Here is a 26539-nt window from a genome sequence, read left to right as displayed (position 1 = left end):
ACCTGGAATGGTCCGTGCTGACGGCGGCGAAGACCGCCCCTGTTCGGGCGCCTGGCGGAGCCGGTCGACAGGGGCTGGCCACCGAAGGTCGACTATTCTCCGATTCGAGCGGGTCCACCTTCGGTCCCGCCACAGCGTTGGAGGAGGTGGGTCCGGTCACTGGGACCGACGACGGCCAGGCGGCACAGGCAGACGCAGAGCCCGCGGAGACGTCACGGCCCGCGGAGACGGCTGCGGAGCGCAACGCCCGTTTCGAGCGGGACGCCCTCGGCTTCCTGGACCAGATGTACTCCGCCGCGCTGCGCATGACGCGCAATCCGGCCGATGCCGAGGATCTCGTCCAGGAGACCTACGCCAAGGCGTACGGCTCGTTCCACCAGTTCCGCGAGGGCACCAACCTCAAGGCGTGGCTGTACCGGATCCTGACGAACACGTTCATCAACTCGTACCGCAAGAAGCAGCGCGAGCCCCAGCGCAGCGCTGCCGAGGAGATCGAGGACTGGCAGCTGGCGCGCGCCGAGTCGCACATGTCGACCGGTCTGCGTTCCGCCGAGTCGCAGGCCCTCGACCACCTTCCGGATTCCGACGTGAAGGCCGCGCTCCAGGCCATTCCGGAGGAGTTCCGCATCGCGGTCTATCTTGCCGACGTAGAAGGCTTTGCGTACAAGGAGATCGCGGACATCATGGGTACACCCATCGGGACGGTGATGTCCCGCCTGCACCGGGGCCGTCGACAGCTGCGCGGCATGTTGGAGGACTACGCCCGTGAGCGTGGGCTCGTCCCGGCCGGTGCGGGGGAGTCGAACGAAGCGAAAGGCTCGGGCTCATGAGCTGCGGAGAGCCGCACGAGACGGACTGCTCAGAGGTTCTCGACCACCTCTATGAGTTCCTCGACCGTGAGATGCCCGAAGGTGACTGCACCAAGTTCGAGGTCCACTTCGAGGAGTGCTCTCCCTGCCTGGAGAAGTACGGGCTGGAACAGGCCGTGAAGAAGCTCGTCAAGCGCTGCTGCGGGCAGGACGACGTCCCCACCGATCTGCGGGCGAAGGTCATGGGCCGGATCGATCTGATCCGCTCCGGGCAGACCGTGCCCGACGAGGACGTGCAGAGCGCGTCGCGCGCCACGGTGGGCCCGGCGGAGGTCCAGGGCGAGTGAGGTGAAGGCGTCCGAAGAGGATGCCGATGAGGGTGCGCCGCAGCGGATGCGGTGCACCCTTTTGCCGTACCGCTACCGCCGAGTATTCGACTAGAACGCCCGTGCGACACCTTCGTACGCGCCCGGTGTCACTCGTCTGTGCGAACGGCTCCCCGACCACCTGCCCCAGGCGTCCCAACTCGCTAGCGTGACGCGCGAGGTGAGAAGGGGGCGGGGAGTTGAGGTCCGTACCGGCCGCGGCGCACGCGTACATTCTCTGCGCAGTGCTCAGCACCGTGCTGCTCGCCCTGCCCGCCCTGCGGCCGGGGGCCGGCATCAACTGGGTGGCCGTGGCGCTGCTCGCAGGGCTGTACGCGGCCTGCGAACTGCCCGCCCGCTGTCGACATCTCGGCCGGTCCGTCCCCGTCAGCGCGGGATCCTTCTTCCCGGTCCTGCTGGCCGCAGCCTTCCTGCTGCCACCGTCCGCAGCCCTTCTGGTTGCCATCCCCGGGGCACTCGTGGGACGGGTCGAGCGCCGCCCGGCCGCCCTGCGCCGCATCTGGCGCGCCGCCCAACTGTCCCTCGCCATCTGGGGCGCCGCACAGACCTACGACTTGCTGGGCGGCGACCACGCGCCCGGCTCCGGGCCCAGCCCCATCGACTTCCCCCTCGTCCTGCTCCCCGGCGCGGCCGGCGCGCTCGCCTTCTGCCTGGTGCTGACCGTCCTCGAAGCGGGCATCCTGGCCACGGCCGAGCGCACCCCCCTGCGGGCCGGCTGGCACGGACCCGTCCTCGGTGCGCTCCTGCCCCATCTGGTCCATGGACTGGCCGGGCTGATGATGGCGGTGCTCTGGCAGAGCCCCTACGGCTGGCCGTCAGCCCTCTTCGTCCTGCTCCCGATGTACATCTCCTGCTGGCTCTTCGCCCAGTACCACCGCGAACGCACCGCCTACCAGGCCACCATCCGCGCCCTGGTGCAGGCCGTCGACATCAAGGACCGCTACACCCGTGGCCACAGCGAGCGCGTCGGCCGGGCCTCGGTCCTCATCGCCCGCGAGCTGGGCCTGGCCGAAGACCGGATCGAGGTCATCCGATTCGCCGGGATCCTGCACGACGTGGGCAAACTCGGCGTCCCCACCCGGGTGCTCCGCAAGGAGGGCCCCCTCACCCCCGAGGAGAGGCGGGTCATCGAACTGCACCCGGAGTACGGTCACGAGATCGTGCGCGGCATCGGCTTCCTCGGCGAGGCCCGGGCCGCGATCCTCCACCACCACGAGCGGGTCGACGGCACCGGCTACCCCTACGGACTGGCCGGGGACGACATCCCGGAGTGCGCCCGGGTGGTGGCCGTCGCCGACGCCTTCGACGCCATGACCTCGACCCGCTCCTACCGCCGCGCCCGACCGGTGGCCACCGCCCTGACCGAACTGGAGCGCTGCGCGGGCACCCAGTTCGACCCCCGGATGGTGCACGCCCTCGTGCGCGCGCTCGCCCGCCACGGCTGGGAGACCGAGGTCACCTCCGACGAGCCGCTGCCCCAGGGCACGTGGGGCCGTCGCGATCGGACCGAAACGCATGACATCCCGGCCCAACCGGTACGGGTCTTCGCCCATGGCAGCGCGGGTCGGTGGGCCGCAGTCGACGAACCGTCCGCCCACCGTGCCGGCCCGGCCGAACGCCCCGCGGGGGACCCCTGATGAACCCCCCACCAGCGGCCGACCCGCGCCCCTTCGGGGGCACCGCGAGCCCGATACCGGCACCTGGCGTCACCGGCGCCACCGTGATCGCCCTGATCTACCTCTCCGCCGGTGCGCTGGTCTGTACCGCCCTCGCCGCCACCCTGTGGCACGGAGTACACGAACCGACCGTGGCCTTGGCCTTCGGCGCGTTGATCGCCATCGGTGAACTGGCCCGCTGCGGCACCGTCCCCTCGGAGCGCGAGGCCGCACCGCTCGGCGCCGCCGGTGCGCTCGCCTACGCCCTGCTCGGCGAGTGCGGCGGCGGACCCACCAGCCACGGCGTCTTCCAGGTCACCACCGTCGTCTTCGCCGCCGTGCTCACCGGCATCGTCCCCCATGTGGCGCGCGGCCGGGGGCCCTCGCCCGACCACGTCGTCCGTCGGGTGCTCACCGTCGGATTCGCCGCAGTCTGCTTTCAGCCGCTCTACAACTCGGGCGAGCTGCCCCTGTGGTCCAACGAGTCCTACTACGCACTGTTCCTCCTGGTACTGCTCCTCCTCACCGCCCTGTGCGACGCCGTGCTCGCCGCCGTGATGCTCAGGGCCCGCACCGGCTTCCCCTATCTGTCCCTGCTCCGGGACGAACTGCGCGCGCTGCTCGGCATCGGCTCCGCGGTCTGCGCCACCGGCGCCGTCATCGCCCTCGCCGTCGCCGCAGCCGGGCTCTGGGCCCTGCCCGTCTTCTGCGTACCGCTCCTGCTCACCCAGCTCTCCTTCCGGCGGTACGAGGGCTTCCGCGCCACCTACCGCCAGACCATCGTCTCCCTGGCCCGCGCCACCGAGATCGCCGGCTACACCCCGCCCGGCCACGCCCGTCGGGTCGCCGAGCTGAGCTGCGCGGTCGGCCGGGAGGTGGGGCTCGCGGGCAAGGACCTCACCGTGCTGGAGTACGCGGCCCTGATGCACGACATCGGACAGCTCTCCCTGGTGGACCCGGTACCCGACGGAGCCACGGCACTACTCCCGGTGGCCGAGCAGCGTCGGATCGCCCTGCTCAGCGGAGCCGTCGCCCGCCAGACCGGTGTGCCACCTGCGGTGGCCATCATCGTGGAACGCCAGGCCGACCCCTCGTACGAACAGCCGCTGGCCGCTCGTATCGTCCGAACGGTCAATGCATACGACGATCTCACCGGGGCACATGGAGGGGGCGCGGGCGGGGCGCTGGCGGCCCTGGAGCGGCTGCGGCTCGCCCCCGAGGCCGACCATCAGCGGGAAGTGGTCGAAGCGCTGGCCAGGGTGCTGGCGCGGGGTGCACAGGCACCGGTGCGCCAGGCGTGATCCAGGAACGCTCCAGGCGGGTCTGGCACCCCTCCAGCCTGGGTAACCCATGGGTAATGAGCCAGCCGTCGACCGGGCATGGTTGGATGCGAAAGAGGACAGAGAACCAGCGTCAAGCAGACACACACAGAGCGTCCGGGGGAACTTCCCCGAGCGATCGGCAGGCGGGAATCGTGAAGATCTTCGGGAAGGTACGGCATCGGCCCTCCGCCTCGTGGCGGCAGGCCACGGACCGCGCGTTCACGCTGATCGGCGACGGCCGGTACGAAGATGCGGGCGCGCTGCTGACCAGGGCCGCCGATCTGGAGCCTTGGCTCTCGGAGTCCTGGTTCAATCTGGCCCTGCTGCACAAGTTCCGGCACGACTGGGAGCAGGCGCGCGCCGCAGGACTGCGGGCCGTGGCCCTCCTGGACAAGGAGACCGGAGCCCCCGACTGGTGGAACGTGGGCATCGCGGCCACCGCACTGCAGGACTGGCCGCTGGCCCGCCGTGCCTGGCAGGCGTACGGACTCAAGGTTCCCGGTCTGCCCACCCGCAGCGGTGTGGGCGCGGGGCCGAGCGGCGCCGCCGTCGGCATGAACCTGGGCAGTGCGGCCGTGCGGCTCTCGCCCGAGGGCGAGGCGGAGGTCGTCTGGGGGCGGCGGCTCGACCCCGCCCGGATGGAAGTGCTCTCGATCCCCCTGCCCTCCTCCGGGCGGCGCTGGGGCGAGGTCGTCCTCCACGACGGGGTGCCCAACGGTGAGCGAACGACATCCGCCGGACCTGCCTACCCCGTCTTCGACGAGATCGAGTTGTGGGCGCCCTCCCCCGTCCCCACCTGGGTGGTGCTGCTGGAGGCCGCCACCGAGGCCGACCGGGACGCACTGGAGCAATTGGCGTCCGACGCGGGATTCGCCGCCGAGGACTGGTCGTCATCCGTGCGGCTGCTCTGTCGCGCCTGCTCCGAGAGCAGGATGCCGAGCGCCGAGGGTGAGGGGGAGCACCTCGATCCGCACGATCACAGCGAGCCGGGTCAGCCCGGACCGCTCGGTCACCGCACATCCGGCGATCTGTGGTCCCCGGAGCGGGAGTGCGGCATCGCGGCCCCCGCCGGGCTGGTGCGCGGGCTGCTGGACGGCTGGGTATCCGACAGTCCGGACACCCGAGAGTGGCGTGATCTCGAAGAAGTCTGCTGAAAGCTGCCCGTAGTGTGGAGGGGCACAGCGCGACCGCACCAACCGGCTGACGCTGGCAGACATGGGCCCCCACCGGGCGGGCACTGGGCATTCACCAGGTACTGAGGAAGGCGTACGGCTGACATGGCGTCGCAGCAGGAGACGGACCAGCAGGTCAATGATGGTTTCGTCGTGGACACGGAAGACTGCGAGGCACGTGAGCTCGCACATCGCGAGCGCGGCACCTCGCGCCCCATCACGGTCGTCGGCAATCCGGTGCTCCACAAGGAGTGCAAGGACGTCACGGAGTTCGACGACAAGCTTGCGGCGCTGATCGACGACATGTTCGCCAGCCAGCGCACCGCCGAGGGCGTGGGGCTGGCCGCCAACCAGATCGGCGTGGACCTCAAGGTCTTCGTCTACGACTGCCCGGACGACGACGGTGTGCGGCACGTCGGGTACGTCGTCAATCCGGTGCTGGAGGAGCTTCCCCCCGAGGAGCGTCACCTCGACGACTCCAATGAGGGCTGCCTCTCCGTGCCGACCGCGTATGCGTCGCTCGCCCGCCCCGACCATGCGGTCGTGCGCGGCCAGGACCTCGAAGGCAACCCCATCAAGGTGCGCGGCCAGGGCTACTTCGCCCGCTGCCTCCAGCACGAGACCGACCACCTGTACGGGTACCTCTACATCGACCGGCTCTCCAAGCGGGACCGCAAGGACGCGTTGCAGCAGATGGCCGAGGGCACTCCGCGCTACGCGGTCGTCGCCAACGACTGACCGTGCGACGAGCGGGCCCCGGCACTCGGTGCCGGGGCCCGCTCGTGTCTGTTCCCGCTCATCCCACCGCTACCGGACCGCGGAAGGTGCGGCGGTAGGCGTTGGGCGTGGTGCCGAGCGTACGGAGGAAGTGGTGGCGCAGGGCTGCCGCATTGCCGAAGCCCGAGCGGCTCGCGATCGCGTCGACCGTTTCGTCCGTGGACTCCAGGAGTTCCTGTGACAGCAGGACCCGCTGTCGCAGCAGCCAGCGGTACGGCGTGGTTCCGGTCTCCTGTTGGAAGCGGCGGGCGAAGGTCCGGGTGGACATATGGGCGCGGGCGGCGAGTTGGTCCACGCTCATCTCCCGGTCGAGGTGACGTTCCATCCAGCCGAGCACCTCTCCCACGGTGTCGCACCGGGTGCGCGGCAGGGGCCGTTCGATGTACTGCGCCTGGCCGCCGTCGCGGTGCGGTGGGACCACCATGCGTCGGGCGATGTGGTTGGCGATCTCCGGGCCGTGCTCCTGACGCAGCACATGGATCGAGGCGTCGATCGCCGCCGCCGTGCCCGCCGATGTGATGATCGATCCCTCGTCCACGTACAGCACGTCTGCGTCGACGACGGCGTGCGGATAGCGGTTCGCGAGGGCCTCGGCATGGCGCCAGTGGGTGGTGCAGCGACGGCCGTCGAGCAGTCCGGCGGCGCCGAGGACGAAGGCCCCGGTGCAGACGCTCAGCACCCGGGCGCCCCGGTCCACGGCCCGGCGCAGAGCGGTCAGAAGGTCTTCGGGATAGTCGCGCGTCGGATAGTCGCCCCCCGTGGGCACGGCGATGAGGTCCGCGGCGTCCAGTCGCTCCAGACCGTGGTGCGTGGTGATGGAGTAGCCGGCATGGGTGGCCAGGGTCCGGTGCGTGGCGGACACCACCGCGAAGTCGTAGACGGGCATGCCGTCGTCGCTGCGGTCCAGACCGAACACTTCACCGAGCACGCCGAGTTCAAAGGGATGTACGCCTTCGAGGAGCACGGTGGCGACATTCTTCAACATGGATTGAGTGTGGCAGTAATTCGATGGTCCATGACAGTCCTGCCACTGACTTTTCTGCTGCGGCGGCAGGACAGTAGAGGGCATGGACACATTCCTCGGTTACCTCATCGTCCTGGGACTTCTCACCCTTCTCGTACTTCCCTCGCTTGTCGGGCATGCAAGGGATCGTTCCGTCGACCGTCAGCTCCGGGCGGCTGAGCGCGAAGACGCCCCCCTGGTCCGGGCCGCCGAGCCCGGTCCCGTCCGGCCGGATGCGGCACCGGTCGCGGTTCCGTTGCGGTTCACCCCGATCGGCACCGCCGCGAGCGACCACGGGCCCGAAGCCGCGGCCAGCGGTGGTGCTTCCCACCCCGGCGTCATCGGCGATGCCTACCCGGCCGCCCCGGTCCCCAGCACATGCGGCGTCGCCCGGTAGCGCGGTGTGCGCCCTGCGCCTGCACCACACCGCAGCAGGGCGCCCCCGCCCAACAGACAGCGCCCCCGGTCCGGAGCCGGTAGGAGAACCGGCCCCGGTCCGGGGGCGCACAACGGCATGGCCGACTGCCGCAGCCTAGAAGTCCTCGTCCAGGTCGACGGACCCCTCAACGGCCACCTGATAGGCGGACGGGCGGCGCTCGAAGAAGTTGGTCAGCTCCTGGACGCCCTGCAACTCCATGAACGAGAACGGGTTCTGCGAGCCGTACACCGGGGCGAAGCCCAGCCGGGTGAGCCGCTGGTCGGCGACGCACTGGAGGTACTCCCGCATCGACTCGGTGTTCATGCCCGGCAGTCCGTCGCCGCACAGGTCCCGACCGAACTGGAGCTCCGCCTCCACGGCCTCCTTCAACATGTCCGTGACCTGCTGCTGGAGTGCGTCGTCGAAGAGTTCGGGCTCCTCCTTGCGGACCGTGTCCACGACCTCGAACGCGAAGTTCATGTGCATGGTCTCGTCGCGGAACACCCAGTTCGTCCCGGTGGCCAGACCGTGCAGCAGACCGCGGGAGCGGAACCAGTACACGTAGGCGAAGGCGCCGTAGAAGAACAGCCCCTCGATGCAGGCGGCGAAGCAGATCAGGTTGAGCAGGAACCGGCGCCGGTCGGACTGCGACTCCAACTGGTCGATCTTCTCGACCGAGTCCATCCAACGGAAGCAGAACTGCGCCTTCTCCCGGATGGACGGGATGTTCTCCACGGCCGCGAACGCCGCGGTGCGGTCCTCCGGATCGGGGAGGTAGGTGTCGAGCAGCGTCAGATAGAACTGGACGTGCACGGCCTCCTCGAAGAGCTGACGGCTGAGGTAGAGCCGCGCCTCCGGGGAGTTGATGTGCTTGTACAGCGTGAGCACGAGGTTGTTGGCGACGATCGAGTCACCGGTCGCGAAGAAGGCGACCAGCCGGCCGATGAGGTGCTGCTCGGCCGGGGTCATCTTGGCGAGGTCGGAGACGTCCGAGTGGAGGTCGACCTCCTCGACGGTCCAGGTGTTCTTGATCGCGTCCCGGTAGCGCTCGTAGAAGTCCGGGTAGCGCATCGGGCGCAGGGTGAGCTCGAAGCCGGGGTCGAGCAGGTTCTTGACGGGTTGGGGGGTGGGCATTACTGGCACGCCTCGCAGGACTCGGGGTTCTCCAGGGAGCAGGCGACCGCATCCTCGGCGGCCTGCTGCGGGGGGACGGGGACGGGAGCGGGGGCGGCGTTCGTGGTGCCGGACGCCGCACGGGCGATCCGGGTGGCCGGCCGCGACCGCAGGTAGTACGTCGTCTTCAGGCCCTGCTTCCAGGCATAGGCGTACATCGAGCTGAGCTTCCCGATGGTCGGCGTCTCCAGGAAGAGATTCAGCGACTGGGACTGGTCGAGGAACGGGGTGCGCGCGGCTGCCATGTCGATCAGGCCGCGCTGCGGGATCTCCCACGCCGTCCGGTACAGCTCGCGCACCTCGGCCGGCACCCAGGTGAAGCCCTGCACCGAGCCGTTGGACTCGCGCAGCGCCTCCCTCGTGGTCGCGTCCCAGACACCGAGCCGCTTCAGCTCCTCCACCAGGTAGTTGTTGACCTGGAGGAACTCACCGGAGAGCGTCTCGCGCTTGAAGAGGTTGGAGACCTGGGGCTCGATGCACTCGTACACACCGGCGATGGATGCGATCGTCGCGGTCGGGGCGATGGCGAGCAGCAGCGAGTTGCGCATGCCCGTCGTCGCGATCCGCTCCCGCAGGGCGGCCCAGCGCTCGGGCCAGTGCAGTTCGACGCCGTAGTGGTCGGGGTGCAGCACACCGCGGGCCGTACGGGTCTTCTCCCAGGCGGGGAAGGTGCCGTGGCGCTCGGCGAGTGCGCAGGACGCCTCATAGGCGGCGAGCATGATCCGCTCGGAGATCTGGGTGGAGAGCGCCCGGGCGGCGGGGGAGTCGAACGGCAGCTTCAGCTGGAAGAAGACGTCCTGGAGGCCCATGGCGCCGAGGCCCACCGGGCGCCAGCGCGAGTTGGAGCGGCCCGCCTGCTCGGTCGGATAGAAGTTGATGTCCACCACGCGGTCGAGGAAGGTGACGGCGGTGCGGACGGTCGAGTCGAGGCGCTCCCAGTCGACGGCGCCGTCGACGACGAAGGCACCGAGGTTGACCGAGCCCAGATTGCACACGGCGGTCTCGCCGTCATCGGTGACCTCAAGGATCTCCGTGCACAGGTTCGACGAGTGGACCGTGTGGCCCGGCTCGGCGGTCTGGTTGGCGGTGCGGTTGGCCGCGTCCTTGAAGGTCATCCAGCCGTTGCCGGTCTGCGCGAGGGTACGCATCATCCGCCCGTAGAGCTCCCGGGCGGGCATGGTCTTGCGGGCCAGGCCCTGGGCCTCCGCGCGCCGGTACACGGCATCGAACTCATCGCCCCACAGATCGACGAGTTCGGGCACGTCGGACGGGGAGAACAGTGACCACTCACCGTCGGTGTCGACCCGCCGCATGAACTCGTCCGGCACCCAGTGGGCGAGATTGAGGTTGTGGGTGCGCCGGGCGTCCTCGCCGGTGTTGTCGCGCAGCTCCAGGAACTCCTCGATGTCCGCGTGCCAGGTCTCCAGGTAGACGGCCGCAGCGCCCTTGCGCCGGCCGCCCTGGTTGACGGCGGCGACGGAGGCGTCCAGCGTCTTCAGGAACGGCACGATCCCGTTGGAGTGCCCGTTGGTACCGCGGATCAGAGAGCCGCGGGCACGGATGCGCGAGTACGAGAGTCCGATGCCGCCCGCGTGCTTGGAGAGCCGGGCGACCTGGTGGTAGCGGCCGTAGATCGAGTCCAGCTCGTCCAGGGGCGAGTCCAGCAGATAGCAGGACGACATCTGCGGGTGGCGGGTGCCCGAGTTGAACAAGGTGGGTGAGGACGGCAGGTAGTCCAGCCGGCTCATCAGCCGGTACAGCGCGGTGACCTCGTCGAGGGCGCGTACGGAGTCATCCTCCGCCAGGCCGCAGGCGACGCGCAGCATGAAGTGCTGGGGCGTCTCGATGACCTGACGGGTGATGGGGTGGCGCAGCAGATAGCGGCTGTAGAGGGTGCGCAGCCCGAAGTAGCCGAAGCGGTCGTCGGCCGTGGGGTCGAGGGTCGCGTCGAGGCGTTCGGCGTGGAGTGTCACGAACGCGGCAGTGCGGTCGGCGATCAGACCCTCGGTGTGGCCGACGGCGACGGAAGCGGAGAAGCAGGATGCGCCCTGGCTCTCGGCCTCTTCGGCGATGGTGAGGGTCAGCAGCCGGGCGGCGAGCCGGGAGTACGCCGGGTCCTCGGAGATCAGTCCGGCGGCGGCATCGGTGGCGAGCCCACGGAGTTCGGCCGTGTCCGATCCGGCGTTCCGTCCGCGCAGTGCGGCGGCGGCGACCCGACCGGGGTCGGTGTCCGGCAGATCAGCGGTCAGATCGGTCAGGGTCCGCAGCAATGCGGTTCCCGGTCCGTCCTCGCCGTTCCGCGACGGGGGAACCTGCTGCGGCATCTGCTCGGAGATGTCGGCGGTGCCTGAAACCGGATCGGCAGGCGCGATGGTCACGTGGTGCTCTCCCTCGCTCGGCTCGCGGGCCGACGGGTGGGGAGGGCAGGGCCGCCCGAGCGCACGCCCGGCATGGGGCAGCACTGTGCGGCGTCCCCCGGCCCAACCGCGAGGCCCGGACGTCTGGGCACCCGGATCGGTTGAACCGGGCGCGCTGTCGGCAGTCGGCCGGACTCGTACAGGTACGACAAAGCGCACCACGACATACCGTTGCGGGACAGTTCCGGATTCGCACCGGATTCCTCTGCGACGACAGCGAGATGAGCATACATGTGGGGGGCCATGCTGGAAGTACCCCCCACATGTTGTGTCGTGGCGGAACGCGAGGGGGAAGCCGGCGCCCTTGCGGCGTAGGGGCTGTGGCCCTGGAAAGCCCGGGTTCGAGGGGTTGGGGACTGCCGTTCGATGGGTTTGCGGGGGCGTCGGCGGGGTCCTCAGGGGCGGCCACGGGTCCACGGCATCGGGTTGCGGGCTCGGCGATGGGTCCTCCTTTCGTGGCGGTGCCCGCGCTTGGGTGGCGGGGCGGGGGTGGGGCCGACTCAGTGGGCACGGCGGGCACATGGACGGGTGCGTACGGCACCGTCGAATCCGGTCTGAGCGATCCGGTGGGCGATCCGCGCCCAGGTGCCCACGAGTACCGGCGAGTACCGGCGAGTGCGTGAGTGTCCGTGAGGGTCCGCGCGTGCCTGCCAGTAGCTCGGGGTTGCACGGCGCGGGGCGCGCGGGGGACAGAGACCGAGCCGGGGAAGGCGGAGGGGTGCAGAATGCCGCGTCGTTCGGAACACCCCTGCTCGACCGGCGTCATGACAACGCCATGAGGCGCCATGCGGGGGCGATATGAAGGAGAGGAGCCGTCCTTCGACCACCACCGGATTCCGAGCTCGCAGAGCATGGTGAAAGGCCCTGGTGGGACCGTGTCTGCCGGTGGCGGTGCCTCGACATGGACTTTCGGCAACCCGGGCCTACCACTACATCGTGGGAATTCCCGTCTGCATAGAGGGTTCCGAAGTGCCGGGTGGAAATTGGGGGGCCGCCACGGCGGATAGCCGATGCCGACCACGTACCGTTCCACCGGAGAATTACCGAAATCGCAAACCTGAAAGCGCTCAACAACGGATGGCTCGTGATCGGTGGTTCAACGCCGTTCACCAGCGTGGGGCTCCCGGGCAAGGCCGCTCACCGCTGCGCCGATCGGCGATCCCGTGCGGATCGCACGAGGGGGCGGGAGGGCACGGGGTCGTCGCGCGCTGGGAGGGCCCGGTGGGGGTGATCGGGTCGCGCGACGAGGGCGGCCGTTACCGGCGGCCGTCCGCACGGCCGGTGCGGACCGGGCCGTTGGTGTCGTCATTGGCAGGTTGAGCAGGTTGAGCAGGTTGGGTGTGAGGGGTTGGTGGTGCAGTCCGGGGAGTTCCGCAGCCGGGGCGGTCCCGGACCGGCTGGTCTAGTTCAACGGGCGACGTAGACGTGCCACGAACTTGTAGCGGTCGCCCCGGTAGACGGACCGAACCCATTCCACCGGTTCGTTGTTGGCGTCGACCGAGTGCCGGGAGAGCATCAGCATCGGTAGTCCCACATCGGTCCCGAGCAGCCCGGCTTCGCGCGGCGTGGCCAGCGAGGTCTCGATCGTCTCCTCCGCCTCCGCGAGACGGACGTCGTAGACCTCGGCGAGTGCCGTGTACAAAGAGGTGTACTTCACCAGCGAGCGCCGCAGGGCCGGGAAGCGCTTCGCCGACAGATGCGTGGTCTCGATCGCCATCGGCTCCCCGCTCGCCAGCCGCAGCCGTTCGATGCGCAGTACCCGGCCCCCGGTGTTGATCTCCAGGAGTTCGGCCAGTCGGTCATCCGCCGTGACATAGCCGAGGTCGAGGAGTTGTGAGGTGGGTTCGAGACCCTGGGCTCGCATGTCCTCCGTGTAGGAGGTGAGCTGGAGCGCCTGGGCGACCTTGGGCTTGGCGACGAAGGTCCCCTTGCCCTGGATCCGCTCCAGCCGTCCCTCGACCACCAGCTCCTGGAGGGCCTGTCGGACGGTGGTGCGCGAGGTGTCGAACTCGGTGGCCAGAGTCCGTTCAGGCGGCACCGGTGTGCCCGGGGGAAGGGTCTCCGTCATCTCCAGCAGATGACGCTTGAGGCGGTAGTACTTGGGCACGCGCGAGGTCCGTGTGACAGGGCCCGTCCTGCCCTCGGTGCCGCCCCCGTCCGAGGCCAAGCCTTGATTGCCTGGCTGTTGTGCTGCTGCCGTCACCGATTCCTCCATCACTAGGTTTCACATCGTGGCATGGGCTGGCCTCAGGGCGTCACCCTCTCGGGTGCCCGGCCGGGCAACGGGCACGAGTGCACCTCTTATACACCGAGGGGACCACGCTTGGTCTAGTCCATCGGGCAATGTTGCTGCCAGACCGTAGTACGGAAGGCGTGGCCGGTCAGGGCACCCGGGAGCGCTTGGGGAGGGTGCCTCCGTCTCCTGTGTGCGACCTGTGGAGTGCGGTCCGCGGCCGGTTCGCCAGCGGTTGTCGATCACCGGGGGACGGCGCGTGATGGGCTCAAGGCGGGAGTGCGTCGAGAGTGTCGAGGGCGTCCCTGCGCGAGTGTGCCCCGTGATCGCCGGTGCGTTTGCGCGGGGGCTCGAACGGTGCACCCTGTCGAGCCCCGCGGCGACGGTGGACCCGTCGGCGGTCGACGGTGGTGGCCGACCCCGGGAGCGCTGCGACCCTTCGGTCTCCGGGGGCGTCAGCGGCTCGTGTGCCGTGTGTGGCCGGCTTTCGAACGGTCGGACGAGCGGTCTTCTCGAACGGCCCCCAACGCCGCTCGCCCCAGGTAATACTGCTGTGGTCTGGGGCCTCTGTCGGAGCGGTTGAACATGGATGCCCGCTCCGTCATGGCTTCACGCTGACGGTCAGATGTCGGTCTGATAACGGACGTGTCGGGCCTTCCGGTCGAGCCTTGACAGCCATAAAGGTCTAGGCCAAGCTCCGGGTGCTGGTCTAAACCACTAAAGATCAGTTCCCAGCCCCACGAGCAGTACTAGGCATCGGCTTGGCGGTACGAGCAGTACTAGGCATCAGCTTCGCGGTGGGCAGGGGTTGCAGACATCCCTGAGGAGGGTGGCGTGAAGCGCAAGCTCATCGCGGCGATCGGCGTCGCAGGCATGATGGTCGGTCTCGTGGCATGCGGCAGCGACGACAAGGACAGCGACAAGGGCAGCGAGTCGAAGGGTCCTGACAGCTACAAGGGTCAGACGCTGACCGTCTGGGCGATGGACGGCTCCACCCCCGACCAGTGGCAGGCGGACCTGACCGCCGAGTTCGAGAAGACCACGGGCGCCAAGGTCAAGTTCGAGGTCCAGCAGTGGAACGGCATCCAGCAGAAGCTGACCACCTCCCTCTCGGAGGAGAACCCGCCGGACGTCTTCGAGATCGGTAACACCCAGACCGCGGCCTACGCCAAGACCGGTGGCCTCGCGGACCTGGGCGACCTGAAGAAGGAGATCGGCGGCGACTGGGCCGAGAACCTGAACAAGGCGTCCGTCATCGACGGCAAGCAGTACGCCACCCCGTGGTACTTCGCCAACCGCGTGGTCCTCTACAACAAGTCCGTGTTCAAGGAGGCCGGCATCGCCGCGCCGCCGAAGACCCGTGACGAGTTCTACGCGGCCCTGGACAAGATCAAGGCCAAGGGCAAGGCCGAGCCGATCTACCTGCCCGGCCAGAACTGGTACTACTTCGTCGGCCTGACCATCGGACAGGGCGCCGAGCTCGTCAAGAAGGACGGGGACAAGTGGGTCTCCAACCTCGGTGACCCGAAGGTCGCTGCGGCTGCCGAGCTCTACAAGAAGCTCCAGTCGTACTCCAAGGCCCCCAAGGACAAGGACGAGGCGACCCCCCAGCAGGCCGACATCTTCGCCAAGGGCAAGACCGGCGCCTTCATCGGCATGGGCTGGGAAGCCGGCACGGCGATCAAGGCCAACCCGGCCATCGAGAAGGAGATCGGCTACTTCACCATCCCGGGTGAGACCGCCGACAAGCCCGAGGGTGTCTTCCTCGGTGGCTCCAACCTCGCCGTCGCCGAGGGCAGCAAGAAGAAGGAGCTCGCCAAGGAGTTCCTGAAGCTCGCCCTGTCCGACAAGTACGAGGGCCAGCTCGCCAAGCTCAACGGCGTCATCCCGAACAAGGAGTCGCTGAACTCCAACCTCGCGGGCAACCCGGTCGCCGAGGCCGCGGCGCCGTCCGCCAAGTTCGGTGGCACCACCCCGCTGATCGCCGAGTGGGCCGCCGTGGAGAACGCTCCGAACCCGATCAAGACCTACCTGACCGCGGTCCTGAACGGTAAGTCCCCGGCCGACGCTGCCAAGCAGGTCGAGGGCGAGTTCAACAAGCGTCTCTCGCAGAAGCAGTAAGCACCCGCTGTAGGGGGGTGGGTTCCGGACCGGAACCCACCCCCCTACAGGCACACGTGCTGCCCCCGACTTCTGCTTCCCCCCAGTTGCCTAGGAAGAGATGGCAAGAGCATGACCGTGCAGACCGAGAGGCCGCCATCCGGCCCGATGAAGGTCCACCGGCGGACCAATGGAGGACACGGGAAACCTCCGGAGAGCAGACGAGCCGGAGCGCTTCTGCCCTATCTGCTTCTGCTCCCCGCTGTCGCGGTCACCTTGGTTTTCCTCGGTTATCCGCTGATCAACAACGGCATCCTGTCATTCCAGAACCTGAACATGAGGCAGCTGATCCAGCACCTCACGGAATGGAACGGAATTGACAACTACAAGGAAATCCTGACGGGTTCGGATTTCTGGCGGGTCACCGGCCGCTCCATCGCCTTTACCGCCGCGAACGTCGTCCTCATCATGCTGCTGGGAACGCTCGTCGGGCTGCTGCTCGCGCGTCTCGGCAAGCGGATGCGCGTGGCCCTGCTGATCGGCCTCGTCCTCGCCTGGGCCATGCCGGTCGTCGCTTCCACCACCGTCTACCAGTGGCTCTTCGCCCAGCGCTTCGGTGTCGTCAACTGGGTCCTCGTCCAGCTCGGCTTCGAGAACATGGCTGACTACAACTGGCTGGGCAGCCAGATGTCCACGTTCTTCGTGGTCACGCTGCTCATCGTGTGGCAGTCCATACCGTTCGTCGCGATCAACCTCTACGCAGCGACGACCACCATTCCCAAGGAGCTCTACGAAGCCGCCTCGCTCGATGGCGCAGGCGCCTGGAAGAGCTTCACCTCGGTCACGCTCCCCTTCATGCGGCCGTTCCTGTACGCAACGACCTTCCTTGAGATCATCTGGGTTTTCAAGGCGTTTGTACAGGTCTACACGATCAATGCCGGTGGCCCGGACCGTCTCACCGAGATCCTGCCCGTGTACGCGTACATCGAGGGCATCGGTAACCAGCACTACGGCATGGGCTCGGCGATCGCCATGCTCACCATCGTGATCATGCTGGCGCTCACCGCGTACTACCTCCGGATCGTCCTGAAGCAAGAGGAGGATGCGTGATGAAGCGCTCACTGCTTGGCCGTCTCTGGCCCAACATCACTGCCGCACTGCTGATCGTCGGCTTCATCTTCCCCGTGTACTGGATGTTCGCCACGTCGTTCAAGAAGACGCCGGACATCGTCTCGGACACCCCCGTCTGGTTCCCCACGAGCCCGACGCTGGAGCACTTCGAGACCGCCCTGAACGCGGACAACTTCTGGACGCTGGTCCGCAACTCGCTGACCGTCACCGTCCTGGCCGTCGTCTTCTCGCTGATCATCTCGCTGGCGGCGTCCTTCGCCCTCGCGCGGATGCGCTTCAAGGGTCGGCGCGGCTTCATCGTCGGCTTCATGATGGCCCAGATGGCGCCGTGGGAAGTCATGGTCATCGCGATCTACTTCATCGTGCGCGACGCCGACATGCTCAACAGCCTGATCCCCCTGACCCTCTTCTACATGGTCATGGTGCTGCCCTTCACCCTCCTGACGCTCCGCGGCTTCGTCGCCGCCGTGCCGAAGGAGTTGGAGGAGTCCGCGATGGTCGACGGCTGCACCCGCCGTCAGGCGTTCGTCAAGGTGATCCTGCCGCTGCTCGCGCCCGGTCTGATGTCGACGTCCATGTTCGGCTTTATCACCGCGTGGAACGAGTTCCCGATGGTGCTGGTGCTCAACAAGGACGCGGAATACCAGACGCTTCCGCTGTGGCTGTCCAGCTTCCGCTCCACCTTCGGCGACGACTGGGGCGCCACCATGGCCGCCTCCACCATCTTCGCCATCCCGATCCTGCTCCTCTTCGTCTTCCTTCAGCGCAAGGCCGTCAGCGGCCTTACTGATGGCGCAGTGAAAGGCTGATCCCGGTGGGAATCCCGACCAGCGGACTCCGTGCGCAGGACCCTCTGTACGCGGACGCCCTGGCTGTTCTGCAGCCAGGCTTCGGAGGCACCACGGCACCCGAATGGGTCCGTCGCACCGTCGCTCAGGGCCTGCTCTCGGTGGCGCTGTACGGCCGCAACTGCAAGGACCCCGAGCAGGTTGCGGCGCTCACATCGGAGTTGCGCAAGGAGAACCCCGACATCCTCGTCGCCATCGACGAGGAGGGCGGGGACGTCACCCGGCTGGAGGTCATGGGCGGCTCGTCCTGGCCCGGCAGCCTCGCGCTCGGAGCGATCGACGACCTGGCGGTCACCCGTGACGTGGCCCGTGAACTCGGCCACTCGCTGGCCGCCTGCGGCGTCAACTTCAACTGGGCGCCATCGGCCGACGTCAACGCCAACCCCGACAACCCCGTCATCGGGGTCCGGGCCTTCGGCGCCGACACCCAACTCTGCGCCCGGCACACGGCAGCCTGGGTCGAGGGACTCCAGTCCGTCGGCGTGGCCGCCTGTGCCAAGCACTTCCCCGGCCACGGTGACACGGCGGTCGACTCGCACCTGGGCCTGCCCAGCATCGAGGTGTCCGAGACCGTACTGAGGGAGCGGGATCTGATCCCCTTCCAGGCTGCGATCGACCAGGACGTCAAGGCCGTCATGACGGCGCACATCATGGTCAACGCGCTCGACACCGAGCACCCGGCGACCCTGAGCCGTCGGGTGTTGACCTCCCTGCTGCGCGCCCCCAAGTCCGAAGGCGGGCTCGGCTACGACGGGCTGATCGTCACGGACGGTATCGAGATGGGCGCCATCGCGCGCACCTACGGCGTGGCCAGGGGCACCGTGCTCGCCATCGCCGCGGGCGCCGACGCGATCTGCACCGGTGGTGACTCCTTCGGCGAGGACACCGTCATCGAGCTCGCCGGCGCCATCGTGGACGCCGTCCACTCGGGCGAACTGCCCGAGGAGCGGCTGGTCGACGCCGCGAGCCGGGTTCGCGCGCTCTCTGCGTGGACCGCTGAGCAGGCCCACCCCGACGGCCGGCGCGCTCCGGACGCCTCCGTCGGTCTCGCTGCCGCCCGCCAGGCGCTGCGGGTGACCCGCGGTGCCCAGCACGATGCCGTCACCGGTCCCGTCCAGGTGGCGACGTTCTCGCCCGAGGCCAACTGCGCCGCAGGCGCGGAGACCCCCTGGGGCGCCGCCGCAGCCATCGGTGAGCTGCTGCCCGGCTCCGGTCAGGAGATCTACAGCAGCGATCAGGCGACGGCCGACGGCACCGATGTGCTGGTCGCCAAGGTCCTGGGTGCTGCCGGTGAGCGTCGCACGGTCGCGGTGGTGCGCGATGCGCACCGGCACCCGTGGATGGCCGATGCGCTGACCGCCCTGGTGACCGCCCGCCCCGACACGATCGTCGTGGAGATGGGGGTGCCGCAGGCCGAGCCGACCGGCGCCCTGCACATCGCCACCTTCGGCGCGGCGCCGGTCTGCGGCCGGGCCGCGGCGGAGGTCATCGTCGGTAGGTGAACCAAGGAGCGGGCCTCTCGCCGCCGCCCCTCCCGACCGGGAGGACCGCGGCCACGAGGGGCCCGTTCGTACGATCCCCGGGAGCACCACCGCGTTCGTTCGCGGCCGGTCGCCCCCGGAGGGCCGGTGTCGGGCGCGGCACAGCAGGAGGGGACCGCGCCCAACACCGGCCCTTTTGCGTGCCCCTTTCCGCCCGGCGCTGTTGCGCGCACGCGGTCAATACACCGAGGACACCTAGGCCGTGAAAGCGCCGGGCAGGAGCAGCCGGGCCCCCGGCCGGCCGTGCGGCAGCCGCATCCCTCCCCCGAGCCCCGGACCAGCCCCAGACCAGCCCCAGACCCGAGCCCCGGCCAGGAACGTGCTGGTCATCCTGGCAGACCGTACGATCGTGGCAGTGGTTCGCGCGGTTCCCGGTCGAGGCACTCGGTCGTCCTCGTTCCCTGTGCGCCGGCGGAGAAGCGCAGCGTGCCACGGTTGCTGGCGGCTTCTCGGCGATCCCGGGCCGCAGCGGACCCGCACGCCCCCTGGGATCGCCGAGGGGCCAGCAGTACGTCCGCCCCGGAGCACGGAACGCTCTTTGGAGGCACAGCGCATGACCGCCACGACGTCATCCGACCAGCGCGAGCGCCCGGGCCGCATCATGTCCGGCGAGATGGCGGAGCAGCCCGAGGTGCTCCAGCGGATCCTCACCCGCGGTGCACCGAGGATTCGCCAGATCGCCGCCGAGATCGCCGCCCGAGCCCCCCGCTTCGTCCTGCTGACGGCCCGCGGCACCTCCGACAATGCCGCGCTGTACGCGAAGTACCTGCTGGAAGTGCGGCTCGGGCTGCCCTGCGGGTTGACCTCGATGTCCACCACGACGGCCTACGGCGCCCGTCCCGATCTCCGCGACGTCCTGGTGATCACGGTGAGCCAGTCGGGCGGCTCGCCCGATCTCGTCGCCTCCACCCGGGCGGCCCGGGAGGCCGGCGCGATCACCCTGTCGGTCACCAACAATCCGGACTCCCCGCTGGCCGCGGTCTCCGAGTTCCACATCGACGTGCTGGCCGGCCCCGAGAAGGCGTTGCCGGCCACCAAGACGTACACGGCCTCGCTGCTGTCGCTCTATCTGCTGGTGGAGGGTTTGCGCGGCGGTGACGGGGCTGCGGCGCGGGTGTTGCCGGCCCTGGCGGCTGAGGTGCTCGCGCGCCAGGACGAGGTCCGTCAGTTGGCATCGCGCTACCGATTCGCCGTACGCATGGTGATCACCTCGCGCGGCTACGGCTATCCCACCGCCAAGGAAGCCGCGCTGAAGCTGATGGAGACCAGCTACATCCCGGCCCTCTCGTACTCCGGAGCCGATCTGCTGCACGGTCCGCTGGCGATGGTCGACAACATCTCCCCGGTGATCGCCGTGGTGACGGACGGCAAGGGCGGCGAGGCGCTGCAACCGGTCCTCGACCGGCTGCGCGGCCGGGGCGCCGATCTGGTGGTGGTGGGGCCCGCGCCCCAGGTGGCGGCGGCGTCGGCGGGTTTTGTCCTGCCCACGGCGGGTGTGGTGGAGGAGCTCCAGCCGGTGCTGGAGATCCTGCCGCTCCAGATGCTGGCGTACGAGGTGACCATCGCCAGGGGGCAGGACCCGGATGCGCCGAGGGCACTGGCGAAGGTGACGGAGACCCACTGAGCGCCGAGGGGCGTCTCGGGGCCGATCGGACCGCGACGGGCCCGGAAATACCCGCGGGCCGCGGCGCCTGACGGGACCCTCAACCCGTCCGGCACCGCAGCCCGGAGTGCTCCGGCCGGGCGGGTGTGCGGGCCCGCCGGGCCGTGGGGGAGGTCTCGATGCAGTCAGGGCAGAGAGCACCGGGGCCTCGGTTCCACTCTCCTGTGCGGGGAGAGCGGAAGTTCTTGTGCTCGTTATTGTGGACTAGACCATTCGAAGATGTCCATCTATCTGGCGCTGTTTGTTCGTACTCTCATCCATCTCTCATCAAGTCTCATCAAGCCCGGCCCCGGTGAGCGTCCGCCACGCGGGTACGCTCGCACTCGTGCCCTCCATGAACGACCTCGTACGCCAGCACACCGCGCTCGGCGAGTCCGATCTCGAATGGCTGCATCTGCTGGTCTCGGAGTGGCAGCTGCTCTCCGACCTGTCCTTCGCGGACCTCGTCCTATGGGTCCCCACCCGCGACGGCTCCCGCTATGTGTCGGTGGCCCAGATGCGCCCGAACACGGGCCCGACCTCCTACCAGGACGACATGGTCGGCCATCTCGTCCCACGCGGGCGCCGCCCGCTGCTCGACGCCGCGCTCGACGAGGGCCGGATCGTGCGCGAGGGCGACCCGGAGTGGCGCGAGGAGGTGCCCGTACGGGTCGAGTCGATCCCCGTGCGCCGGGACGGCCGGGTGCTGGGGGTGATCGCGCGCAACACCAATCTGCTGACCGTGCGCACGCCGTCGCGGTTGGAGCTCACGTATCTCCAGAGCGCATCGGACCTCGCCCAGATGATCGCTGCCGGAACGTTCCCCTTCCCCGGACAGCAGGTCGACATGGACGCCTCACCGCGGGTCGGTGACGGACTGATCCGGCTCGATGCCGAGGGGATCGTGCAGTACGCGAGCCCCAATGCCCTCTCCGCTTACCACCGGCTCGGACTGGCATCGGACCTCGTCGGCCATCACCTCGGTCAGGTGACCGCCGATCTCGCTCCTTCGCGCGGCCCGGTGGACGAAGCCCTGGTCAAACTCGCCAGTGGCTATGCGCCGCGGGAGACGGAAGTGGAGGGCAACGGCGGAGTGATCCAGTTGCGCGCCATTCCGCTGAAGCCCAAGGGCAGCCGGATCGGTTCGCTCGTACTACTGCGCGACGTCACGGAACTACGTCGTCGTGAGCGTGAGTTGATCACCAAGGATGCGACCATCCGGGAGATCCACCACCGGGTGAAGAACAACCTCCAGACCGTCGCTGCGCTCTTGAGGCTCCAAGCCCGGCGCATGGACTCCGCCCAGGGCCGCGAAGCGCTCAACGAGGCCGTACGGCGGGTCGGTTCCATCGCCATCGTGCACGAGACGCTCTCGCAGACCCTCGACGAGCGGGTCGAGTTCGATGAGATCGCGGACCGGGTGATCGCCATGGTCGCGGAGATCTCCCCGGGAAGGGTCGTGTGCCGTCGAACGGGACGCTTCGGTGTCCTGGACGCCGAAGTCGCAACCCCGCTGTCGATGGTGCTGACCGAAGTGCTCCAAAACGCTCTGGAACACGCCTTCCCCGCGGGAGAACGGGGATTCGTGGAAGTCGCGGCGGTCCGCGGAGAGCGCTCAGGCGACGTCCAGCAGAAGGGCCGGCTACTGATCACCATTCAGGACGACGGCTGTGGATTGCCCGAGGGATTCGATCCCCAACGGGCCGGAAATCTTGGATTGCAGATCGTGCGGACCTTGGTGGAAGGCGAGTTGGGCGGGGTGTTCGACATGCTTCCTGTGACAGAACCGGGACACGGCACCCGAGTGGTGCTCGACATTCCGGTCAGCGCCCAGAAATAGCCTTACCCGATATTCCCCTCCCACTCCGTGAGGAATGGCACAGCAGCGAGCCCCGGACCTAAAGAAGATGGTCCGGGGCTCGAATGCTGTGAGTTTTACTGGCTGCGCGCTGCGACTCGTGGGCGGTGAGTGCGTACTCTCTGTACGCGCCGCCGGAGGCTCAGGCTCGGTGCGGTGGCAATCAGGCGCTGGCGTTACGCGCCCGGTTGCGAGCGGCGCGGCGCTTCATTGCGCGGCGCTCGTCCTCGCTGAGGCCACCCCAGACGCCGGAGTCCTGGCCGGACTCAAGCGCCCACTGCAGGCACTGCTCCATGACGGGGCAGCGACGGCAGACGGCCTTGGCTTCCTCGATCTGCAGCAGCGCAGGACCGGTGTTGCCGATGGGGAAGAAGAGCTCGGGGTCTTCCTCGCGGCAAACGGCGTTGTGACGCCAGTCCATGGCTGCTACCTCTCCTTGTATGACATGCAGGTTGCTTGTGAATGTGAACGCTTTCACGAATCCCCCCACAACGGAAGGGCCGAACGCCGAACACGTCGACGTGGTCCAGGGTTTAGAGGAGGGGTTCTGGCGGTCTGTGGGGCCGATTCTGCGGGCCGTCCCGATCGCCATGAAGAGACTCGCAAACCTCGGCGACGGATACAACCCCTTCCGGAAACTTTTTTTTGATTCCTCGGTGTCGACTAGGTCACAGCCGTACTTCTATGGGGTGGAGTCCAGTCCGTACGTTCGAGATAAAGGACTAGAGGCCCTTCCACTCACACAATCACACGCAGTGCACGGCGTACGCCTGTGAACGTCACGCTCGTACGGAGCCCCAGATGGTCACCGTCCATCTGAAAGGGCAGCGGAACCTTTGAATTCAAGGTGAAGTCAGTGAGGTCGTGGAGTGTCGTCGCGTGCTTGCCGTGCGGCCCTCGCTCGGGGCTCGACATCAACAGCTGTGTGGCATAACGGGCTACGGCCGGCGTCGACAGTTTGGTCAGACCGAGAACGTCGAGACCGGTGTCGAAGGACGCCTTCGGAGAGGCGTACAGCGGCCGATTGCCCAGGAAGCTCCACGGAGAGGTATTGCAGACTATGGAGAGCGCGAGATCGGTGATCGGATCGGCGCCGGGGCGCTCCAGGGAGATCACGCCCTGTCTGCGGTGGGGGTCGTCCAGGAACTGGCGCATGACCTGGCGCACGTACAGCGCATGGGTCGAGCGCTTCCCCCGGGCCCGCTGCTGTTCGACGCGACCGATCACACTGGCGTCGAAGCCGACCCCGGCGCAGAAGGTGAACCAGCGGGAGGGTACGGATTCGTCCTCCGTGCCGGGCGTGCCCGACGCCAGGCCGAGGCCCACCGTCCGCTCGCTCTTCTCACGGAGTGCGTCCAAGATCGCACCCGTGGCTTCGACGGCGTCGTTGGGGATCCCGAGCGCACGGGCGAAGACATTGGTGGAACCGCCCGGTACGACCGCGAGCCGCGGCAGCCCCTCCGGCTCGGGCCCGTGGTGGAGCAGGCCGTTCACGACCTCATTGACCGTGCCGTCACCACCCAGCGCGACGACCAGGTCGATCTCGCCGGATTCGGCGGCCCGGCGCGCCAGGTCACGGCCGTGGCCCCGGTACTCCGTGGTGATGGCTTCCAGCTTCATCTCGCTGGCCAGTGCATGGATCAACACATCACGGGTGCGTGCACTGGTGGTGGTAGCTGCTGGGTTGACCACGAGGAGTGCGCGCATGTGAGGCAGCGTACCCACCTGGGGGTACCTGGCCCAGTTCGGGTGCAGGCCGCGAGGCCGGCCGGTGGGACGGCGGGCCCGCTCCTGAGCGCGGTGAGCCCTGCTCCGGCCCGGCGGGAGGGGGGCCGGTTACCCTGCTGGGGTGAGTACTGACCCGACCCCCCGCCCCGCCCGCCTGACCGCCGCCGCGGCCGTGTCCGGCCTGGAGGGCCTGGCGCTGGTCGGCTACGGCATCTACATGCTGGTGATGGGGTTGCTCGGCAGCCCCGAGAGCCCGACCCAGGCCGAGATGGGCGGATTGACCATGATCGCGCTCGGCGCACTGCCGCTGGCTGCTGCTCGCGGCCTGCTCGGGCAGCGCAGCTGGAGCCGTGGCCCCGCGATGATCACCCATCTGATGGCGCTGATCCCCGCGTGGACGCTGCTGCGTTCATCGGGCGGACTGATTCCGCTCGGCATGCTCGTCGCCGCCGTCGCCGTGACCGGACTGGTGCTCCTCGTCAATCCGACGACGACGCAGGCCCTGGGGATCCGCGGCCCCGGCGCCCGCGACGCATAGGCACGGCGGAGGCTTCGACGGGCTTCGATGGGCGAACCCGTCACAGGCGCACAACGGGGCGACAGAGCCGGTGCGGCAGGGGCCCAGAGGGCGCCCAGGGGCTCCTGAGACGGCCTTGCCGTGCCACACCGGGCCCATTTCCCCCAACCATGGCTGAGCTCGCCCTCACCGGCCGCCCCGCGGCTGTTTGGTCGCCGAGCGTGACGGCCGTACCGGTGCAGGACCTCCGGCCCGTAACGCAGAGCGGGCCGCGACCGCCTGGAGCGGTCACGGCCCGAACAACCCCGAACAGCGAGGACAGCCCCCGCTACTCCTCCACCAGCAACTTCTCCCGCAGTTGCGCCAGGGTGCGGGCCAACAGCCGCGATACGTGCATCTGCGAGATTCCCACCTCCTGGGCGATCTGCGACTGCGTCATGTTGCCGAAGAACCGCAGCAGCAGGATCCGCTTCTCGCGCGGCGGCAGATCCTCCAACAGCGGCTTGAGCGACTCGCGGTACTCGACGCCCTCCAGCGCCTCGTCCTCCGAGCCCAGGGTGTCGGCCACCGCCGGGGACTCGTCGTCCGTGTCGGGCACGTCCAGGGAGAGCGTCGAGTAGGCGTTCGCCGACTCCAAGCCCTCCAGGACCTCCTCTTCGGAGATTCCGAGCCGTTCCGCCAACTCGTGCACGGTCGGCGAGCGGCCGTGCTGCTGCGACAGCTCCGCCGTCGCCGTCGTCAAGGAGAGCCGCAGCTCCTGGAGGCGACGCGGCACCCTTACCGCCCAGCCCTTGTCCCGGAAGTGGCGCTTGATCTCGCCGACCACCGTGGGCGTGGCGTAGGTGGAGAATTCGACACCGCGCTCCGGGTCGAACCGGTCCACCGACTTGATCAGCCCGATCGTCGCGACCTGGGTGAGGTCGTCGAGCGGCTCCCCGCGATTGCGGAACCGCCGGGCCAGATGCTCGACCAGCGGTAGATGCATCCGGACCAGCCGATTGCGCAGCTCCGCCTTCTCGGCAGACCCTTCCGGGAGCTTTCGGAGCTCGACGAACATCGCCCGAGCCCCGCTGCGGTCACGTGGATCGTGCTGCTGATCGTCGGTCATGAAATCTGCCCTCCCCCTGACACTCGGCTGGCTGAGGCCCTCCCCTTCGGAGTTGGGGGGTGCGCCCCCGACCTGTGCCGGCTCCGCCCCTGCCGGGTGGCCGTCGACTCCGTCCACCGGGTGTGGCCTTGCCTGCTGTTCCGGGAAGTCATGCACCGCGGGTGCCTCGTCGCGCACCGGACCGTCCTCGTTCCGCACCGGACCGTCCCCGTCTCTCATGCCGGCCCGGGGCCGGCGCCGCGCTGTTTGTACAGACTGATGGAGACCGTCCGGTCATCGGCGACCGACGAGTCGACCTTCCCCGCCAAGGCGGAGAGCACCGTCCACGCGAAGGTGTCGCGCTCCGGCGCCCGGCCGTCGGTCGTCGGCGCGGAGACCGTGACCTCCAGCGAGTCGTCGATGAGCCGGAACACACAGCTGAGGACCGAACCGGGAACCGCCTGCTGCAACAGGATGGCGCACGCCTCGTCGACCGCGATCCGCAGATCCTCGATTTCGTCGAGGGTGAAGTCCAATCGCGCCGCGAGACCGGCCGTGGCCGTACGCAACACCGACAGATAGGCACCCGCTGCGGGCAGCCGGACTTCCACGAAGTCCTGGGTCCCGGGCTCGCCTGCGATCTGGGACACCCTCACCTCCAAGGTGACACAAGCTCTTTCGGGGCCGCGGGAGAAAGATCCCGAAGCCGTCGCTACACAGTC

The 26539-nt window shown here is 68.7% G+C and carries 22 protein-coding genes and 1 riboswitch; of the genes, 14 read left to right on the top strand and 8 right to left on the bottom strand.

Annotated elements, in window-relative coordinates:
* Positions 1-146 precede the first annotated feature (146 nt).
* The 6 genes from ACFXJL_RS02255 (at position 147) to def (ending at position 6082) form a co-directional block, all read left to right on the top strand.
* Positions 147-830, top strand: coding sequence for a sigma-70 family RNA polymerase sigma factor (locus tag ACFXJL_RS02255; protein WP_383534158.1), 684 nt, complete (start codon positions 147-149; stop codon positions 828-830).
* On the top strand, positions 827-1156 hold the full coding sequence (gene rsrA, locus ACFXJL_RS02250; RefSeq protein WP_329023144.1) for a mycothiol system anti-sigma-R factor: 330 nt from the start codon (positions 827-829) through the stop codon (positions 1154-1156). Before ACFXJL_RS02255 ends, rsrA begins: the two co-directional genes overlap by 4 nt.
* Positions 1157-1374: 218 nt before the next feature.
* A complete protein-coding gene (locus ACFXJL_RS02245; protein WP_384688509.1) occupies positions 1375-2832 on the top strand; it encodes an HD-GYP domain-containing protein in 1458 nt (485 codons plus the stop codon).
* Positions 2832-4151, top strand: coding sequence for an HD-GYP domain-containing protein (locus ACFXJL_RS02240; protein WP_384688507.1), 1320 nt, complete (start codon positions 2832-2834; stop codon positions 4149-4151). Before ACFXJL_RS02245 ends, ACFXJL_RS02240 begins: the two co-directional genes overlap by 1 nt.
* 173 nt (positions 4152-4324) lie before the next feature.
* Positions 4325-5326, top strand: coding sequence for a hypothetical protein (locus tag ACFXJL_RS02235; protein WP_329023150.1), 1002 nt, complete (start codon positions 4325-4327; stop codon positions 5324-5326).
* 123 nt (positions 5327-5449) lie between these two features.
* The gene (def, locus tag ACFXJL_RS02230) at positions 5450-6082 is read left to right on the top strand and encodes a peptide deformylase (RefSeq protein ID WP_329023152.1); all 633 of its coding nucleotides are present in this window, start codon (positions 5450-5452) and stop codon (positions 6080-6082) included.
* Between the two features lie 58 nt (positions 6083-6140).
* On the opposite strand, the gene ACFXJL_RS02225 is transcribed toward def, so the two are convergent.
* Entirely contained in the window at positions 6141-7106 is a 966-nt protein-coding gene (locus tag ACFXJL_RS02225; protein ID WP_384688503.1) for a GlxA family transcriptional regulator, read from the bottom strand.
* An 82-nt stretch (positions 7107-7188) separates the two neighbouring features.
* Here ACFXJL_RS02225 and ACFXJL_RS02220 point away from each other — a divergent pair, with 82 nt between their 5' ends.
* Entirely contained in the window at positions 7189-7521 is a 333-nt protein-coding gene (locus tag ACFXJL_RS02220; RefSeq protein WP_384631291.1) for a hypothetical protein, read from the top strand.
* Positions 7522-7656: 135 nt separating this feature from the next.
* On the opposite strand, the gene ACFXJL_RS02215 is transcribed toward ACFXJL_RS02220, so the two are convergent.
* The 3 genes from ACFXJL_RS02215 to ACFXJL_RS02205 all read right to left on the bottom strand — a co-directional run bounded on the left by ACFXJL_RS02215 (position 7657) and on the right by ACFXJL_RS02205 (position 13299).
* A complete protein-coding gene (locus tag ACFXJL_RS02215) occupies positions 7657-8676 on the bottom strand; it encodes a ribonucleotide-diphosphate reductase subunit beta (protein WP_358876102.1) in 1020 nt (339 codons plus the stop codon).
* On the bottom strand, positions 8676-11093 hold the full coding sequence (locus tag ACFXJL_RS02210; RefSeq protein ID WP_384631287.1) for a ribonucleoside-diphosphate reductase subunit alpha: 2418 nt from the start codon (positions 11091-11093) through the stop codon (positions 8676-8678). Before ACFXJL_RS02210 ends, ACFXJL_RS02215 begins: the two co-directional genes overlap by 1 nt.
* A gap of 163 nt (positions 11094-11256) precedes the next feature.
* Positions 11257-11336: riboswitch (cobalamin riboswitch) on the bottom strand.
* A 1198-nt stretch (positions 11337-12534) separates the two neighbouring features.
* Positions 12535-13299 (bottom strand): GntR family transcriptional regulator, encoded by a 765-nt coding sequence (locus ACFXJL_RS02205; RefSeq protein ID WP_329027779.1) that lies wholly within the window; start codon positions 13297-13299, stop codon positions 12535-12537.
* Between the two features lie 900 nt (positions 13300-14199).
* Between ACFXJL_RS02205 and ACFXJL_RS02200 the strand changes: the two genes are divergently transcribed.
* The 6 genes from ACFXJL_RS02200 to ACFXJL_RS02175 all read left to right on the top strand — a co-directional run bounded on the left by ACFXJL_RS02200 (position 14200) and on the right by ACFXJL_RS02175 (position 22467).
* Complete coding sequence (locus ACFXJL_RS02200) at positions 14200-15486, top strand: extracellular solute-binding protein (RefSeq protein ID WP_329023161.1); 1287 nt, start codon at positions 14200-14202, stop codon at positions 15484-15486.
* A gap of 111 nt (positions 15487-15597) precedes the next feature.
* Positions 15598-16575, top strand: a complete 978-nt coding sequence (locus ACFXJL_RS02195) for a sugar ABC transporter permease (protein ID WP_358876100.1) — start codon at positions 15598-15600, stop codon at positions 16573-16575.
* Complete coding sequence (locus ACFXJL_RS02190) at positions 16575-17405, top strand: carbohydrate ABC transporter permease (protein WP_384688497.1); 831 nt, start codon at positions 16575-16577, stop codon at positions 17403-17405. Before ACFXJL_RS02195 ends, ACFXJL_RS02190 begins: the two co-directional genes overlap by 1 nt.
* A gap of 5 nt (positions 17406-17410) precedes the next feature.
* A complete protein-coding gene (locus ACFXJL_RS02185) occupies positions 17411-18946 on the top strand; it encodes a glycoside hydrolase family 3 N-terminal domain-containing protein (RefSeq protein WP_358876098.1) in 1536 nt (511 codons plus the stop codon).
* A 592-nt stretch (positions 18947-19538) separates the two neighbouring features.
* Positions 19539-20609, top strand: a complete 1071-nt coding sequence (locus ACFXJL_RS02180; protein WP_384640454.1) for an SIS domain-containing protein — start codon at positions 19539-19541, stop codon at positions 20607-20609.
* Positions 20610-20982: 373 nt separating this feature from the next.
* On the top strand, positions 20983-22467 hold the full coding sequence (locus ACFXJL_RS02175; protein ID WP_358876508.1) for a histidine kinase N-terminal domain-containing protein: 1485 nt from the start codon (positions 20983-20985) through the stop codon (positions 22465-22467).
* A 181-nt stretch (positions 22468-22648) separates the two neighbouring features.
* Here the strand turns inward: ACFXJL_RS02175 and ACFXJL_RS02170 are convergent, their stop codons facing one another.
* Entirely contained in the window at positions 22649-22906 is a 258-nt protein-coding gene (locus ACFXJL_RS02170; RefSeq protein WP_003953983.1) for a WhiB family transcriptional regulator, read from the bottom strand.
* Positions 22907-23223: 317 nt separating this feature from the next.
* Complete coding sequence (locus ACFXJL_RS02165) at positions 23224-24192, bottom strand: diacylglycerol kinase family protein (RefSeq protein ID WP_329023170.1); 969 nt, start codon at positions 24190-24192, stop codon at positions 23224-23226.
* A 142-nt stretch (positions 24193-24334) separates the two neighbouring features.
* Here ACFXJL_RS02165 and ACFXJL_RS02160 point away from each other — a divergent pair, with 142 nt between their 5' ends.
* Positions 24335-24751, top strand: a complete 417-nt coding sequence (locus tag ACFXJL_RS02160; RefSeq protein ID WP_329023172.1) for a hypothetical protein — start codon at positions 24335-24337, stop codon at positions 24749-24751.
* 307 nt (positions 24752-25058) lie between these two features.
* Here ACFXJL_RS02160 and ACFXJL_RS02155 read toward each other — a convergent pair whose 3' ends face one another.
* Positions 25059-26057 carry an RNA polymerase sigma factor SigF gene (locus ACFXJL_RS02155; RefSeq protein WP_358876096.1) on the bottom strand — a complete coding sequence of 333 codons (999 nt, stop codon included), beginning with the start codon at positions 26055-26057 and terminating at the stop codon, positions 25059-25061.
* On the bottom strand, positions 26054-26467 hold the full coding sequence (locus tag ACFXJL_RS02150) for an anti-sigma regulatory factor (RefSeq protein ID WP_329023176.1): 414 nt from the start codon (positions 26465-26467) through the stop codon (positions 26054-26056). Before ACFXJL_RS02150 ends, ACFXJL_RS02155 begins: the two co-directional genes overlap by 4 nt.
* Positions 26468-26539 lie beyond the last annotated feature (72 nt).

The organism is Streptomyces sp. NPDC059256, assembly GCF_042753785.1.
Taxonomy (GTDB): domain Bacteria; phylum Actinomycetota; class Actinomycetes; order Streptomycetales; family Streptomycetaceae; genus Streptomyces.
The sequence above is the reverse complement of the archived record's forward strand: the minus strand, read 5'-3'. Positions and strand labels throughout refer to the sequence as shown.

Coding starts and splice junctions, on each gene's coding strand:
- rsrA (WP_329023144.1), top strand. CDS start 827: ATGAGCTGCGGAGAGCCGCACGAGACGGACTGCTCAGAGGTTCTCGAC.
- ACFXJL_RS02240 (WP_384688507.1), top strand. CDS start 2,832: ATGAACCCCCCACCAGCGGCCGACCCGCGCCCCTTCGGGGGCACCGCG.
- def (WP_329023152.1), top strand. CDS start 5,450: ATGGCGTCGCAGCAGGAGACGGACCAGCAGGTCAATGATGGTTTCGTC.
- ACFXJL_RS02225 (WP_384688503.1), bottom strand. CDS start 7,106: ATGTTGAAGAATGTCGCCACCGTGCTCCTCGAAGGCGTACATCCCTTT.
- ACFXJL_RS02220 (WP_384631291.1), top strand. CDS start 7,189: ATGGACACATTCCTCGGTTACCTCATCGTCCTGGGACTTCTCACCCTT.
- ACFXJL_RS02215 (WP_358876102.1), bottom strand. CDS start 8,676: ATGCCCACCCCCCAACCCGTCAAGAACCTGCTCGACCCCGGCTTCGAG.
- ACFXJL_RS02195 (WP_358876100.1), top strand. CDS start 15,598: ATGACCGTGCAGACCGAGAGGCCGCCATCCGGCCCGATGAAGGTCCAC.
- ACFXJL_RS02190 (WP_384688497.1), top strand. CDS start 16,575: ATGAAGCGCTCACTGCTTGGCCGTCTCTGGCCCAACATCACTGCCGCA.
- ACFXJL_RS02180 (WP_384640454.1), top strand. CDS start 19,539: ATGACCGCCACGACGTCATCCGACCAGCGCGAGCGCCCGGGCCGCATC.
- ACFXJL_RS02175 (WP_358876508.1), top strand. CDS start 20,983: ATGAACGACCTCGTACGCCAGCACACCGCGCTCGGCGAGTCCGATCTC.
- ACFXJL_RS02170 (WP_003953983.1), bottom strand. CDS start 22,906: ATGGACTGGCGTCACAACGCCGTTTGCCGCGAGGAAGACCCCGAGCTC.
- ACFXJL_RS02165 (WP_329023170.1), bottom strand. CDS start 24,192: ATGCGCGCACTCCTCGTGGTCAACCCAGCAGCTACCACCACCAGTGCA.
- ACFXJL_RS02155 (WP_358876096.1), bottom strand. CDS start 26,057: ATGAGAGACGGGGACGGTCCGGTGCGGAACGAGGACGGTCCGGTGCGC.